Origin of the sequence: Synechococcus sp. KORDI-100 (assembly GCF_000737535.1) — a bacterium.
Lineage (GTDB): Bacteria > Cyanobacteriota > Cyanobacteriia > PCC-6307 > Cyanobiaceae > Parasynechococcus.
Genome location: NZ_CP006269.1, coordinates 2,152,490 through 2,165,808, shown reverse-complemented (window position 1 = coordinate 2,165,808; position 13,319 = coordinate 2,152,490). Strand labels below are relative to the sequence as shown.

Annotated in this window: 14 protein-coding genes; 6 read left to right on the top strand and 8 right to left on the bottom strand. The window is 58.3% G+C overall.

The features are described from left to right. The first annotated feature begins 64 nt into the window (after positions 1 to 64). Genes KR100_RS11210 through KR100_RS11195 form a run of 4 tightly spaced genes read left to right on the top strand, consistent with a single transcriptional unit; the run spans position 65 to position 3,946 of the window. Positions 65 to 1,204 (top strand): Re/Si-specific NAD(P)(+) transhydrogenase subunit alpha, encoded by a 1,140-nt coding sequence (locus KR100_RS11210; RefSeq protein WP_038545961.1) that lies wholly within the window; start codon positions 65 to 67, stop codon positions 1,202 to 1,204. After that, complete coding sequence (locus KR100_RS11205) at positions 1,204 to 1,509, top strand: NAD(P) transhydrogenase subunit alpha (protein ID WP_038545958.1); 306 nt, start codon at positions 1,204 to 1,206, stop codon at positions 1,507 to 1,509. The genes KR100_RS11210 and KR100_RS11205 overlap by 1 nt, the downstream gene beginning before the upstream one ends. Continuing rightward, positions 1,509 to 2,936, top strand: coding sequence for an NAD(P)(+) transhydrogenase (Re/Si-specific) subunit beta (locus tag KR100_RS11200; protein WP_038545956.1), 1,428 nt, complete (start codon positions 1,509 to 1,511; stop codon positions 2,934 to 2,936). Before KR100_RS11205 ends, KR100_RS11200 begins: the two co-directional genes overlap by 1 nt. After that, complete coding sequence (locus tag KR100_RS11195; RefSeq protein ID WP_038545953.1) at positions 2,936 to 3,946, top strand: alpha/beta fold hydrolase; 1,011 nt, start codon at positions 2,936 to 2,938, stop codon at positions 3,944 to 3,946. Before KR100_RS11200 ends, KR100_RS11195 begins: the two co-directional genes overlap by 1 nt. Here KR100_RS11195 and KR100_RS11190 read toward each other — a convergent pair. Both KR100_RS11190 and KR100_RS11185 read right to left on the bottom strand, forming a co-directional pair. Further along, entirely contained in the window at positions 3,904 to 4,257 is a 354-nt protein-coding gene (locus KR100_RS11190) for a ferredoxin (RefSeq protein ID WP_038545950.1), read from the bottom strand. The two genes, KR100_RS11195 and KR100_RS11190, sit on opposite strands and share 43 nt — an antisense overlap. Next, on the bottom strand, positions 4,254 to 5,507 hold the full coding sequence (locus tag KR100_RS11185; protein ID WP_038545947.1) for a 1-deoxy-D-xylulose-5-phosphate reductoisomerase: 1,254 nt from the start codon (positions 5,505 to 5,507) through the stop codon (positions 4,254 to 4,256). Before KR100_RS11185 ends, KR100_RS11190 begins: the two co-directional genes overlap by 4 nt. An 84-nt stretch (positions 5,508 to 5,591) precedes the next feature. Here KR100_RS11185 and KR100_RS11180 point away from each other — a divergent pair, with 84 nt between their 5' ends. Continuing rightward, positions 5,592 to 6,914 (top strand): sodium-dependent transporter, encoded by a 1,323-nt coding sequence (locus tag KR100_RS11180; RefSeq protein ID WP_038545944.1) that lies wholly within the window; start codon positions 5,592 to 5,594, stop codon positions 6,912 to 6,914. A 538-nt stretch (positions 6,915 to 7,452) separates the two neighbouring features. Here KR100_RS11180 and KR100_RS11170 read toward each other — a convergent pair. The 4 genes from KR100_RS11170 to KR100_RS16090 form a co-directional block, all read right to left on the bottom strand. Continuing rightward, positions 7,453 to 7,686 carry a hypothetical protein gene (locus KR100_RS11170; protein WP_038545938.1) on the bottom strand — a complete coding sequence of 78 codons (234 nt, stop codon included), beginning with the start codon at positions 7,684 to 7,686 and terminating at the stop codon, positions 7,453 to 7,455. Positions 7,687 to 7,755: 69 nt separating this feature from the next. Beyond that, entirely contained in the window at positions 7,756 to 8,946 is a 1,191-nt protein-coding gene (locus KR100_RS11165; RefSeq protein WP_038548713.1) for an aminotransferase class V-fold PLP-dependent enzyme, read from the bottom strand. Between the two features lie 1,076 nt (positions 8,947 to 10,022). Then, positions 10,023 to 10,964 carry a hypothetical protein gene (locus KR100_RS11160; RefSeq protein WP_162176525.1) on the bottom strand — a complete coding sequence of 314 codons (942 nt, stop codon included), beginning with the start codon at positions 10,962 to 10,964 and terminating at the stop codon, positions 10,023 to 10,025. Between the two features lie 26 nt (positions 10,965 to 10,990). Beyond that, the gene (locus KR100_RS16090) at positions 10,991 to 11,629 is read right to left on the bottom strand and encodes a calcium-binding protein (protein WP_156098068.1); all 639 of its coding nucleotides are present in this window, start codon (positions 11,627 to 11,629) and stop codon (positions 10,991 to 10,993) included. Between the two features lie 399 nt (positions 11,630 to 12,028). Between KR100_RS16090 and KR100_RS11155 the strand changes: the two genes are divergently transcribed. Next, positions 12,029 to 12,703, top strand: coding sequence for a DUF4079 domain-containing protein (locus KR100_RS11155; RefSeq protein ID WP_038545931.1), 675 nt, complete (start codon positions 12,029 to 12,031; stop codon positions 12,701 to 12,703). Here KR100_RS11155 and KR100_RS14530 read toward each other — a convergent pair. After that, a complete protein-coding gene (locus tag KR100_RS14530; RefSeq protein WP_051847494.1) occupies positions 12,688 to 12,987 on the bottom strand; it encodes a gamma-glutamylcyclotransferase in 300 nt (99 codons plus the stop codon). The two genes, KR100_RS11155 and KR100_RS14530, sit on opposite strands and share 16 nt — an antisense overlap. A gap of 23 nt (positions 12,988 to 13,010) precedes the next feature. After that, positions 13,011 to 13,256, bottom strand: a complete 246-nt coding sequence (locus KR100_RS11145; protein WP_038545928.1) for a NifU family protein — start codon at positions 13,254 to 13,256, stop codon at positions 13,011 to 13,013. Positions 13,257 to 13,319: the final 63 nt, after the last annotated feature.

Below are 13,319 nucleotides of genomic sequence, written 5' to 3'. Positions count from 1 at the left end.
CAGAAAACCTCCTGATCCCCCGCGGGCGACCCCGTAACCTCGCATCGTCGGAGGCTGTGACACCTTGCCCAGACTTTTGATTCCGGTCGAAACCGCACCGGGTGAAACACGCATCGCCGCGACACCGGACACGGTGAAAAAATTCTTGTCGCTCGGTTGTTCGGTGTCGGTGGAATGCGGAGCAGGCACCGCTTCGGGGTACCTCGATCAGAGCTTTCAGGATCAGGGAGCTGATCTAGTCCCCGCAGCTGATCCAGGCGCCTGGGCTGACGCTGATCTGGTGCTGTGCGTTCAGGCCCCCGCACCAGAAGCCCTCTCCCGGATGAAGTCGGGAGCCTTGCTGGTGGGACTGTTGTCTCCCTACAGCAATGCATCACTGACGACCTCGCTTGCAGCGGGCAATCTCTCAGCCATGGCCCTGGAGCTCCTGCCACGCATCAGCAGAGCCCAGTCCGCCGATGCGCTCTCATCCCAGGCCAACATTGCCGGATACAAATCCGTGCTGCTGGCCTCATCGGCCCTCGATCGTTATTTCCCGATGCTGATGACCGCCGCCGGAACGGTGCAGCCGGCGCGGGTGGTGATCCTCGGTGCCGGAGTGGCCGGTCTTCAGGCGGTGGCCACCGCACGCCGGCTGGGAGCGGTGGTTTATGTCAGCGACATCAGGCCAGCCGTGAAGGAACAGGTTGAGTCCCTGGGCGCCCGCTTCATCGATCCTCCCGAGATGGAGGACAAACCCTCGGAATCCGGCGGTTACGCCAAGCAGGCCTCCGATGCCTTCCTGGCGGCTCAGCGCCAGCAGCTTTCCGATCAGCTGGCCGAGGCCGATGTCGCCATCTGTACGGCGCAGGTGCCCGGCCGCCAGGCACCGAGACTGATCAGTGAGGACATGCTCGACCGGATGCGTCCCGGGGCTGTGGTCGTCGACCTGGCGGTGGCCCAGGGCGGCAACTGTGCCGGCACTGTTCCCGGTGAAACCGTTGTTCGCAACGGAGTGAAGCTGATCGGTGGGAATGACCTGCCCTGCACGGTTCCGAACCATGCCAGTGCGCTGTACGCCCGCAACCTGGTGGCTCTTCTCGAACCTGTGCTCAAGGAGGGCGCCGTTCAGCTCAACACGGATGATGAATTGATCGCTGGCTGTCTGATCAGCCTGGACGGCAGCATCCGTCGCCAAGACGTCCTAACTCCGGGAGGCAACTGATGGAATCGAGCTTCGTTGAGTTTCTCTGGGTGCTCCTCCTGGGCAGTCTTCTCGGGCTGGAGCTGATCGGCAAAGTGCCGCCCACCCTGCACACCCCGCTGATGAGCGGAGCCAATGCCATCTCCGGCATCACCGTGCTCGCGGCACTCACCGCCATCATCAAAGCCGGCGACAACGTCGTTCTACTGGTTCTGGGTTCGGTGTCCCTCGGCTTCGCCCTGTTCAACGTGATCGGCGGGTTCCTGGTCACCGACCGAATGCTGGCCATGTTCAGCCGTAAGCCCTCGCGCAAGGAGAACCGCTGATGACTGTCTCCCTGATCATCAAATACGCCATCGAGCTGGTTGCGGTTCTGCTGCTGGCCCTTGGCATCAAGGGCCTCTCCAAGGTGCGCTCGGCCAGAGGGGCCAACCAGCTCGCGGCCGTGGCCATGGGCCTCGCCGTGGTCGGGCTGCTGTTCAACTACATCGGCACCACCGGCATTGCCGCTGCGGCCTGGATCTGGATTCTCTTGGGAACCCTGATCGGCGGACTTCTCGGAGCGGTGCTGGCTCAGAGGGTGCCGATGACCTCGATGCCGGAGACCGTTGCGCTCTTCAACGGTTGCGGTGGTATGTCGTCCCTGCTGGTGGCCCTTGCGGCAGCCCTTTATCCCCAGGCACTCCAATCCACCGGATTCGTTGCCCTGGTCTCGATCGTGGTGTCGGTGTTCGTTGGTGCGATCACCTTCACGGGTTCGATCGTGGCGATGGCCAAGCTCCAGGGCTGGTTGTCCACACCGGCCTGGATGCAGAGCCGCGCACGCCACGGGGTCAACATCGCTCTGGCTGTGATCTCCCTGATCGCAGCGGTGCAGATGTTGGTGAGTGGTCAGGCATCGCAGGGGCTGGCCCTGCTGGTGATCGGCTCCTCCCTGCTCGGCGTCGGCGTCACCCTGCCGATCGGCGGGGCGGACATGCCCGTGGTGATTTCCCTGCTCAACAGCTATTCGGGAGTGGCGGCGGCCGCCGCCGGTTTTGTGGTGGGCAGCCAGCTGCTGGTTGTGGCCGGCGCCATGGTCGGTGCCGCCGGTCTGATCCTCACCCAGGTGATGTGCGATGGCATGAACCGTTCACTGGTTTCCGTGCTGTTCGGCGGAGCCCTCGGAGCAACCACCGCTGGTGGCAGTGGCGGTGGCGAGTACACCAACATCACCAGCTGCAGTGCCGAGGAGTGCGCCCTCACCCTTGAGGCGGCTGAACGGGTGGTGATCGTGCCCGGTTACGGACTGGCGGTTGCCCAGGCACAGCACACCCTGAGAGAGGTGACGCGGGTGCTGGAGAGTGCAGGGATTGACGTTGCCTATGCCATTCACCCGGTGGCAGGACGCATGCCCGGGCACATGAACGTGCTCCTTGCTGAGGCCGATGTGCCCTACGAGCAGCTCAAGGAGATGGATCAGATCAACCCTGATTTTCCGGCCACGGATGTGGTGCTGGTGCTCGGAGCCAACGATGTCGTCAATCCGCAGGCCAAGAACGACCCCAGCTCTCCGCTGTACGGCATGCCTGTGCTGGATGTCCAGGAGGCCCGCACCGTGTTTGTTGTGAAGCGCGGCATGAGTGCGGGGTATTCCGGCATCAAGAACGATCTGTTCGAGCTGGCCAACACCTCCATGGTGTTCGGCGATGCCAAACGCGTGCTCGGAGATCTGCTCACGGAGCTGAAGGATCTGGGACTCGGCAAGAAGTGATGGAGCGCGAGCTGGGGCTTCCGCCGTTTCGGCAGCGGATCCCCTGGCTTGGCGGAGATCTCCAGACCCTCCGCGACACGCTCAGGCCCGTGGATCTTCCGCCCGAGCGCGGCAGATCCATCGTGATTGATGTGCCGGCCCTGGCCAGCGGAGCGGCTGAGGCCGGCCAGCTGCTGGCGTTGCTCGATCAGCCCGCCTCCACCCCCCGCGGCCTTGTGCTGCTGCTCCATGGTCTCGGGGGGTCCAGCGCCAGAGAGGGGTTGCGCCGGATGGGAGCGGCCCTTTGTGAGGCTGGTTTCTCCGTTCTGCGCTTGAACCTGCGCGGTGCCGACCCGGGTCGTCATCTAGCGGGAGGCACCTATGCCGCCTGCTGCAACAGCGATCTGCTGCCCGTGATTGCTCTGGCCCGTGCGTTGGCCGATGGTCGGCCCCTGCTGGGCGCGGGAATTTCCCTAGGCGGAACGATGCTTCTCAATGCCTGCCTCAACGACGCGACCGTGCTGGATGGTCTGTTCTGTGCCAGCAGTCCTTTGGATCTGGCGGCATGCAGTGCATCGATCGAACGGCCCCGCAATCGCCTCTACCAGCACTGGCTGTTGAAGCGTCTTGTGCGCCAGACGGCAGCCGATCCCTTTGGGCTTTCAGAGAGGGAGGAGCGGTCGCTCTGCGGTGAGGCTCAACCCACCACGATCCGGGCATTCGATGCCGCCATCACAGCCCCGCGCTGGGGTTATGCCGATGTGGAGGACTACTACCGCAACGCTTCACCGTTGCCGCATCTGTGCTCTGGCCTGCCGGAGTCGTGGCCACCCACCCTGATGTTGCAGGCCCTGGATGACCCCTGGGTGCCAGCTGCGGCAGCCTTGCAGTTGGAGCAATCCCAGGCTGCGGAAGGGCCGCTGAGATTTGTGTTCACCCGCCATGGCGGCCACAACGGTTTTCATGGACGGAACGGTTGCTGGGGCGATCAGTTGGCGGTGGCCTGGTTGCAACGCATCGGGGTGCGTTGAATCAGCCACTCCTCGATCGGTTCTCCTGCGATCACGTGCTGCCGGAGAATCGGCTCGAGACGCTCAGGCGTGACCTCCCCGTACCAGCAGCCATCAGGCCAGATCAGCAGAACCGGGCCGCGTTCGCAGATGCGCAGACAATCCGCCTTGCTGCGCAGAACAATTCCAGCAGCCCGTCCTGGGTCCTCAAGCCCGAGTTGCTTCACGAGCTGTTTGAGTCGGTCCCAGGAGGCGGCGCCAACGGTTGGATCACAGCACTTGGCTTTGCTAGCCGTGGCGCAAAGCAGCAGGTGATGGCTGATGCCGCTCACGCCGCCACAGCGGGGAGCGTCATCCGGCGGGTCCCGCGTTGCACGGCTTCGCGCACGGTCTGTCTGGCCCATTGATCGACGCTGAGCACGTCGTCCAGCTGCGGCTGATCCATGAAATCCGCCTTGTGGCGCTCGCAGGCCGTTTCGATCACATCGGGAATGTCGAGGAAGTGAATGCGCTCCTCGAGGAACTGGGCCACCGCCTCTTCATTGGCGGCGTTCAACACCGCCGGCATGGTGCCGCCGGCTCGGCCAGCGGCGTAGGCCAGTTCCATGCAGGGATATTTGGCAGTGTCCGGTCCGCGGAAGGTGAGCTGCCCCACTTCGGTAAGGTCGAGTCGACGCCAGGGTGTCTCAAGCCTGGACGGCCAGGAGAGGCAATACAGGATCGGCAGTTTCATGTCCGGCCAGCCCAGCTGGGCCAGGACCGAGGAGTCCGCCAGTTCGATCATCGAGTGGATGATGCTCTGGGGATGAATCACGATCTCGATGTGGTCGTAATCCAACCCGAATAAGTAGTGGGCTTCGATCACCTCCAGCCCCTTGTTCATCAAGGTGGCGGAGTCCACGGTGATCTTGCGGCCCATGCTCCAGTTGGGGTGGCGCGTGGCATCGGCCACCGTGGCTTTCTCAAGGTCAGCGGCATCCCAGTCGCGGAAGGCTCCGCCTGAAGCCGTCAGCTGGATGCGCCTCAGCCCAGGGGTCGGGACCCCTGTGGAGAGCCGGGCATTCTCGGCCCAGGGCGTCCCCTGAAGGCACTGGAAGATCGCCGAGTGTTCGGAATCCGCCGGCAGCAGCCGGCTGCTGCTTTTCTTCAGCTCCGGAAGCACCACAGGCCCAGCTGCGATCAGCGTTTCCTTGTTGGCGAGGGCAAGATCCTTGCCGGCTCGGATCGCTGCCAGGGTGGGCAGAAGTCCGGCACAGCCAACAATGCCGGTGACCACCAGATCAGCCGTGTCCCAAGACGCGGCAGCGTTGAGCCCGGCGGCTCCAGCCACCAGTTCAGGCGTTCTGGCGGGTCGCTGATCGGCGGGGAGATCCTCCAGGCGCTGCTTCAGAACAGGCAGCAGTGCGGGATCCGCCAGGGCTACCAGCTCGGGCTGATGGCGCTGGATCTGCTGCACCAGCAGCGACACATTGCGGCCTGCGGTGAGCGCGACGACGCGGAACTGATCGGGGAACTCCTCGGCGATCTGGAGGGTCTGGGTCCCGATCGAACCGGTGGACCCCAGCACGCTGATCGCTTTCACAGGAGAGCGGCAAGTCGCACCAGTCTCCCATCAGAACAGGCGATCACTGGCAAGCTGTGCCGGAGATCGGCTCTGCGGGCAGCAATGGCGGCACGGGAACAATGGAGGACGAGCCTCGGCTTCGTGTTGGCGGCGGCGGGAAGTGCTGTCGGTCTCGGCAATCTCTGGGGTTTCGCCTACCGAGCCTCACAGGGCGGTGGGGCTGCTTTTTTGCTGTTGTACGTGGTGATCGTGCTGGTGGTCTGCCTGCCGGTGCTAGTGGCTGAGATGGTGCTCGGACGCAGTACGGGACGCAGCCCGCTGATGGCCCCCGTTCTGGCCGCTGGTCAGCGTTGGCTGGCCATGGGCTGGCTGTTTGTGCTGGCGTCCTGCGGAATCCTGGCGTTCTATGCGGTGCTGATGGGCTGGACCGGCGTCACCCTGGTTCAGATCCTGGCGTCCGGACTGCCGCAGGACATCGGCGAGGCCGAGCTGTTCTTCAAGGGGCTGAGCGGTGGACAAGCGGCGCTGCTGGGTCAACTGGTCAGCCTGCTCCTCACGGCCGCTGTGGTCGCGGCGGGGGTCCAGAGCGGGATCGAGCGGTTGTCTCGCTGGGGGCTGCCCCTGCTGTTTCTGCTGCTGATTGCCCTGGCGGCCTGGGCCGCAGGGCTCCAGGGTGCTGGGGATGGCTATCGAACCTTCCTGCTTCGCTGGGATGGCAGCCAGCTGCTGGACACCACCACCATTCGCAACGCTTTCACCCAGGCCTTCTTCTCGATCGGCACCGGGATCGGTTGCATTCTCGGCTACGCCGCTTATCTGGACCGACGCTCCCAGCTGCCGCGCCAGGCTCTCACCATCGCCGGCCTTGATACCGCTGTTGGTCTGCTGGCCGGCATGGTCACCTTCCCTGTGGTGATGAGCTTCGGGTTGAAAGAGGTGGTGAGCGATTCGACGCTCGGCACGATCTTCATCGCGCTTCCCGCTGGTCTGGCCTCCCTCGGTGCGGTTGGCCGGGTGGTGGCCGTGGTCTTTTTCGCTCTGGCCTACATCGCTGCCATCACCTCGGCCGTGTCGTTGCTGGAAGTGCCGGTGGCCTGCCTGATCGATCGGCTGGGCTGGTCCCGTCCTCGAGCTGTCTGGCTGTCTGCGGCCGTGATTTTTGTGGCAGGGCTGCCGGCGGCAACCTCCTTGACGGCCCTCGGTTGGATGGATTCCGTTTTCGGGGGGCTGTTGCTGATTCTTGGTGGCCTGCTGCTCTCGCTTCTGCTGGGCTGGGTCTTGCCCGATCGCTTTCGGAAGGATCTCGATGCCAGCGGTACCCCGCCGGTTCTGCAGGGGCTGTTGCTGGTGATGCTGCGCTGGGTGGCCCCGCCGGTCGTGGCGGTGGGCCTGGTGCTCAGCATGGTGGATCTGCTGAAGGGCTGACGCCTCGTTGACGGAGTGCATGGGAGCCGTCAGAAGCCTTGTCAGCTCTTGCGACCCAACCCATGCGGCTCATGTCGTGGCGTGAGGTGATCTTGAGATCCTGCTGGTGGGTTGGTGCCTTTCTTGTTGGCTGTGCCTCATTGAGTGAGCGAGATTTTCAGAGAGTTCACTGCGAACTCTGGGATGAAAGTGTGACAAATCGCCATGCACTCTCGTTGCCCTATGAAACTATTGCCAAGAAACCTCTCCCGAGGATGTCAACAGGAAAAGCCTTCAGTGAGATCACTGTGAACAACATTGAGGTTTACATTCAGGAGCTGGATTCAATCTGCTCTGGTATGAATGATGCAGGCGAACAAGATTGACATTGATCATCCTGAATGATCAATGTCAATGTTTCTGCCGGACAACACATGCATCATGGCTCCGATGCCGGCAGGTAAAAAACATCGGGGACGCCGACAGCTAAATGGCTTTCGTCAGAGATTCCGCGGTGAAGGCCATCACTCAGGACTTCATGTGCTCCATGGTGCCTTTGTCATGGTTTCGGTTGGCTTTCACCGCTCATCATGGTTTGCATTTTTCGGATTCTCACCAACATCTTTTTCCAGACATCAAGTTTCCAGGCCTGTTCTGGATCCTTCGTGCTGGCGGCGAGATCAGCTTGGCTCTGAATCTTGGCATCCAGATTTTCGCCGGCTTCGAAAGCTTTCATCAACTCCATTTCCAGCTTTGCCGTTTCCATGAAGTTCAGTTTCTTGAGCCAGAGCATCGCTGCTGATCCACGCTCAACCAGTCTGGCCTGATTCGATCGGCAGACGCTGGTGTTACGGGATCGGCCTCAGGTCGTGGCCAGTCGCTTCAAGGCCTCGATCAAGGCGTCCACCTCCTCGTCTGTTGTGAACGTGTGGGTGCAGGCCCGCAGGCAATCAGGATCCGCCAGATCTCGGATCCAGATTCCCTCGCTGCCAAGCTGTTTCACCAGGTCGCCGAGGGGCTGCTCGCTGCCCCACGTGAAGCTCACGAGTCCGCTCACCGGCGCACTGGAGAGAAGCGGCGTCACCCCGGGCACATCTGCGAGCCCCTGCCAGACCCTGCCGCTCAGCGAGCGGATTTGCTGCAGTCGCTGCTCTGGGGAGCCGGTCTGCTCAAGCAGATCGAGCGAGCAACGCAGACCTGCCATCAGGGGCACGCAACTGGTGGCCACTTCAAAGCGTCGACTGTCGTGGTGGAACGGATTGAGATTGCTGGGGTCTGCCTTGCTCTCATTGCGGAGACTGCGCCAGCCGATCAGGGTTGGATTGGCCTCCGCAAGCAGCCGCTCAGACAGCGCGACTCCGCCGAGTCCCTCCGGCCCGCAGGCCCACTTGTGGCCGGTGAAGCCATAGATGTCAGCCGCCGCGGCCGCTTGATCGGTAGGGATCTGGCCGAAGCTCTGGGCGGCATCCACCAGCAGGAAGGGCCGATGCGGGTGGTTGCTCAGGCGATCAGCCACCGCGGTGATCGGCATGATCTGGCCGGTGTTCCAGAGCAGATGGGACAGCACCACCAGCCGGGTCCTTGGCTGCAGGGTTTGCTCAAGAGCATCCATCACGCCGGCATCTCTGGCGCTCGGATCGCCTCGCAGGTTCTGCACCGGCAGGGTGTTGATCTGCAGTCCCTCGCGACGGGCCAGCTCGGCGCAGGCGGCCACAACACCTGGGTGTTCGCAGTCGCTGATCAGCAGGTGATCGCCAGGGCTGAACGGCAGACCCCAGAGCGGCAACACGCATCCACTGGTGACGTTCTCCGTAAGAGCAAGACGATGGGGGGCGACACCGCAGAGCTTGGCTAACTGCTGCCGGGTGCTGTTCAGCTCAGTGCCGATGAAGGGCCAGAGATCGGTTGTGAATGGCCCCAGTTCCTGAATGCGCTGCCAACAGCTGGTGATCGCGTTCAACGATGGGGTGGGGAGAGGTCCTTGCCCACCGAAATTGAAATAGGTCTTGTTGGCCAGTGCTGGGAAGAGATCTCTGAATTGAGCGCCGTTCAGATCGGTCACATCAGAGCTTCACTGCTGACAAAGTATATGACCTCAATATATTGTGACATCAGCGGCTCTTGGATTATAAATAACGCATCACCATTTGACTTTTATAGCCATTACGGGTGTATTACAAACAGCAAACCGATACCTATGAAGAGACTGTCTCTATTTGCTGCATTGTTTAACGCAGTTCCGTCACATACTGCTAGATAGGATTTTGGCCAGGAGTTGCATCACTGCGTCTGTAGTGGTGAGAGGGGTAAACCCAAAAAAATATACGAAATATAATATCCATTAGTCTCTCAAATTGCCTAAGGTGATTCAAGTAATAGTCGAGACGATGTCCAAATGGTGTAAGGATTTAATCGTTAATCTCGAAATAATCATAGGAGTTTCCCCATTGAGAATTAGAAATTGACAGTCTTAACAAGATTGAAGGGTATAAGATCACTCAAGAGAAAGTATTTGATTCTTTAAAAAGCCGTCTACAGGAAGCTTTTGCCTTGTATGCATTAGGCAATACAACTTACTTGTATTTGCTCTGAATTTGAACGGCAAGGGGTCGCATAATGGATTCCATCTTAATGTTATTTAGGTTTGTCTCAGCGCCTTCCAGCTGTGTCTGGTTAGGTTATCCTTTATTGTTATCAATTTGTTTGGATAATTGCTTGATGTAACGAGTCGTTCGTCCATAGAGTTGTCTCATTTATCAGAACTTCTCCCCTCCTCATCCTTGCATCTGCTGAATCAGGATCTGCAGCTTTTGAGCTGATGGCATGCAGTTTTAGTTCAGTTCCACCGGAGGAAGTGTGCAACAACATGGTGAACGCTTCAGGCACAGGCAGCAACTAGCTGATTTTTGGAATTAGTGAAGTTGATGCCTTATTGTCTGACCTTATGCCAGATCTGATCCTTGGATTGGTCTTGATCAGCAAGGTGAATAGCCTGCCTACTCCGATGCGCTAGACACAAGCATTCCAAATATGTAGAAGCGGAGTGACCAATTCTTATACTTGATTGGTCATGTACATCAAAAAAGCCCCGCTCAGGCAGGGCTTTGCTAACGCAAATTATGTAAGCGGCTAAATATTAATAGTTTGCTTCGGTAACAATTGTACAATCGGCTCGGAAAATGCAAGCGGTATAGCTGTTACAGAGTAATCCCCACAAGCAAGAGCTCCAATATCACCATAAGGTGAAATCTTACTTTCAAGTGTAAGCGTATTTTGCTTATCTGTGTAGAGGCCTACTGTCAAAGGGGTTGTCAATTCCAAGCCACCAGCCACTATAGAGGCTTTACAGCCATCCTCTGGAAGGTAAGATTCGCTACCAGGAAGCTTAGGGCCTACCTCAACGCCAAGTTTAAGCTTGAGAGCAACTTCATGCTCAAGCCCAAAGCCAGTTATATCGTCATCGATAGTCGCGTATGGCTCACCAGAAGTTTCAATCGTAGGTTCCGATTGAATCTTTGTGGCGATATCACCTTTAAAACCAACCTTAATGCCGATAGTTTTGTTTGTAGCCGCGTCTCCAATAACCAGCTTTGGCTGATAACCAACCTCAATTCCACCGTTTACTCTATTAAAACCATCATCATAGAATTCAAGTGGAATAGGAGTATAGGAGACTGATGGCAAATTAAAGGAACCTGTTTTCGTTCCAGTTGTCACAGTAGATTGAATTCCCATGTCGTAAACCATGTCGATATCAACACCAAGATCATCAATTGATATTGGCTTCAACGGGGGAATAAATGGCATCCGTACGTTCGAAAGCTTTGGTGTAAAATCAGCGAAAGGTCCAATATTGAAATATGAATCGGAGCCAGGAATGGGTATACCCTTTGCAGTACTACTTGCGAAATCTGTTAAATTATCAAAGTTCAGATTTGAACTTAAGGCACTACTTATTGTATCATTAACAAAAGAATGTCCTAAATCGGTCAATGTTTTTCCAAGATTGCTAGGGGTTAAGCTGGACGTAAATGCCTTAGCAATTTCAGGTCCTGTTGTCGGGATAGGCAAAGATGGTGTTGACGTCGGAAGTTTAATTACTGTGTGAGGTACATCTGGCGACTTGGGAATAATGTGAACAACTGGCGGCGCTGGTGGAGGTGTGGGCGGTGTCGGCGGGATTGGCGGAACATGGGACGGGAGAGAAGTTTTCGGTGGCGTCGGCTCCGGAAAGTGGAAGACCGGGAGCTTGAATTCTGGGAACCAGCCTCAATCAAGCGGCTCACCTTGAGTAGATCCCCTTCGAAGTTTCGATTTTTCTTGTTGCCTTCCACAGTAGTTGGTGGCTCTGGGTAACCATTGGGAAGGAAACGAATAACGCCACGCTGACCTCGATAAGGCTTATCACCAATAAATTTCAAATCTTTAACGTTGTCTACGACGTGAGACAGATCTAGGGTGTCACCCTCTGATGGATCAAAATCCATTATTGAGTGCACATGATGCTTGCCTTTCCTTGCAAGTCTTCGCTGCTCTCTATCCGTTGTTGCAATTGCATAAACATCAGCACCCGCCCCACCATGCAGCAGATCGTGGCCACCAGACGCAACGAGAGTGTCACGGCCAGGACCGCCAAAGAGGTTTCCATGGCGTCCCTTATGAGATGCTAAGAAATCATGACGCTTGGTGCCAACTTGAGATTTAAGCGTGAAGTACTTTTTTTGAAGATGATCCATTTAGAACAGCAGATAGAAATCACAAGCATTTACAAACCTAGTCTGAGAAGTTCATGTCGGCCATAACTCAACAGTTCTTTATCAAGAATCAATCCCCAGTTATGTATCAGCTATTACGGTGATTATTTGTTTGCGAGAACAAATACCCAGATCTAGTGCTCAGATCTAGGAATGTATCTTTTCAGCCATTGTTGGCTGTTCTGGTGCTCGTTTGTTGAGCTGTGGATCAGTTTCAGATGAGCCATAGAGAATTATCCAGAGACTGGCATTCAGATAACGACGATTAGAAGAAAAAGACATTCAGTGAAAAATATTGAGAGATTTTTGAGAGCCCATCCTCGTCGATGCCATTCAGGACATCATGAACGTTGTTAAGGCTCACCGAAGCACGCACCGCACGTGACCGCCGTTGATTGGTTGTGGCTCCTGCATCCGGCTTTGGCCGTCGTGATCATTTATCCGCTGATCGGCATGGTGCTGCGACTCGCCTGGCAGACCCGCCAGCGACGGGTCAACAAGGTGAAGCACCCGGCAGTTGTCGGCCACGACCACAGCCAGCTCGGTCGCTGGTTGGCCGCATCGGTGCAGTGTCTGGTGCTGATTGCTCTGGCGGTAGCGATTGGCAGCAAGGTGCCCCTTGCTGAATTCTCCGGCGGGATTGGTCGAGCCGGTCTGTTGGTTCTGGTGCTGCTGGGCAGCGTTGCCAGCCTGGTGGCACTTTGGTTTAGCCAGGCATTGTCGTTGCGTCTGGTCTTCGCGCTGATCAGCTGGGCTGGCGTGCTGGGGCTTGGCGCCCAACCCGAGGTGTGGAAACAGGATCACTACTGGTCGGGCGTTGTGGTCACCGGCCTGATGCTCTGTTCACTCGCCCTCCGCCCCGAGATCCTGCGCGACCTTCGCCTTCGGCGTCTGCACATCACGTTCTCCGTCTTGGCGGCCGCCCTGTTCGTGGTTCAGGGCATCACCGGCAGCCGTGATCTGCTGGAGATTCCACTGAGCTGGCAGAAACCGGCCGTGTACGCCTGCGATTTCGAGGCGAAGGTGTGTCCAGCACCGCCTCAGGGCGCCTCATAAACCCACACTTCGCGACCATCCATGAGTCGCCGCTTACGGCGCTGATAAGCCCTTGGGGCGTCCTCCCACTCATCAAGAGCACTCCACCGATCCTCGGGGATGAGATACACCTCCCCGGGCACCGTTCCCGATCCTGATCTGAGCATCGGATAACCGCGCACCTCGATCACTTCGGCGTTTTCAACAAGGCCGTCGGCTTCCCGTTCAGCCCCCCGGATCAGATCATGGGCGCTGCCGTTGGCCTTCAGGGTGCCGTAGACAAACAGGCGATCAAGCGACTGCACGAGGAAGCGGATACCCGGGCGGCTCAGAGCACCTGAACCACTTCGCTCACCTCCGGGATCGATTCGCGCATCTTGCGTTCAATGCCCATCTTTAAGGTCATGGTGCTGCTGGGGCAGCTGCCGCAGGCGCCCTGCAGCCTCACCTTCACGATCGGGCCATCGAGCTCCACCACTTCCACGTTGCCGCCATCGGCCATCAGGAAGGGCCGCAGTTCATCCAGCACCTTCTCCACGTTCTCGAGGGTGAGGGCCATGGTGTCGGTGCTCATCAAGCTGCGCTGAACTCGTTACAGCAAGACTACGGAGCTGCCCCATAAGGTGACGAGAGCGGT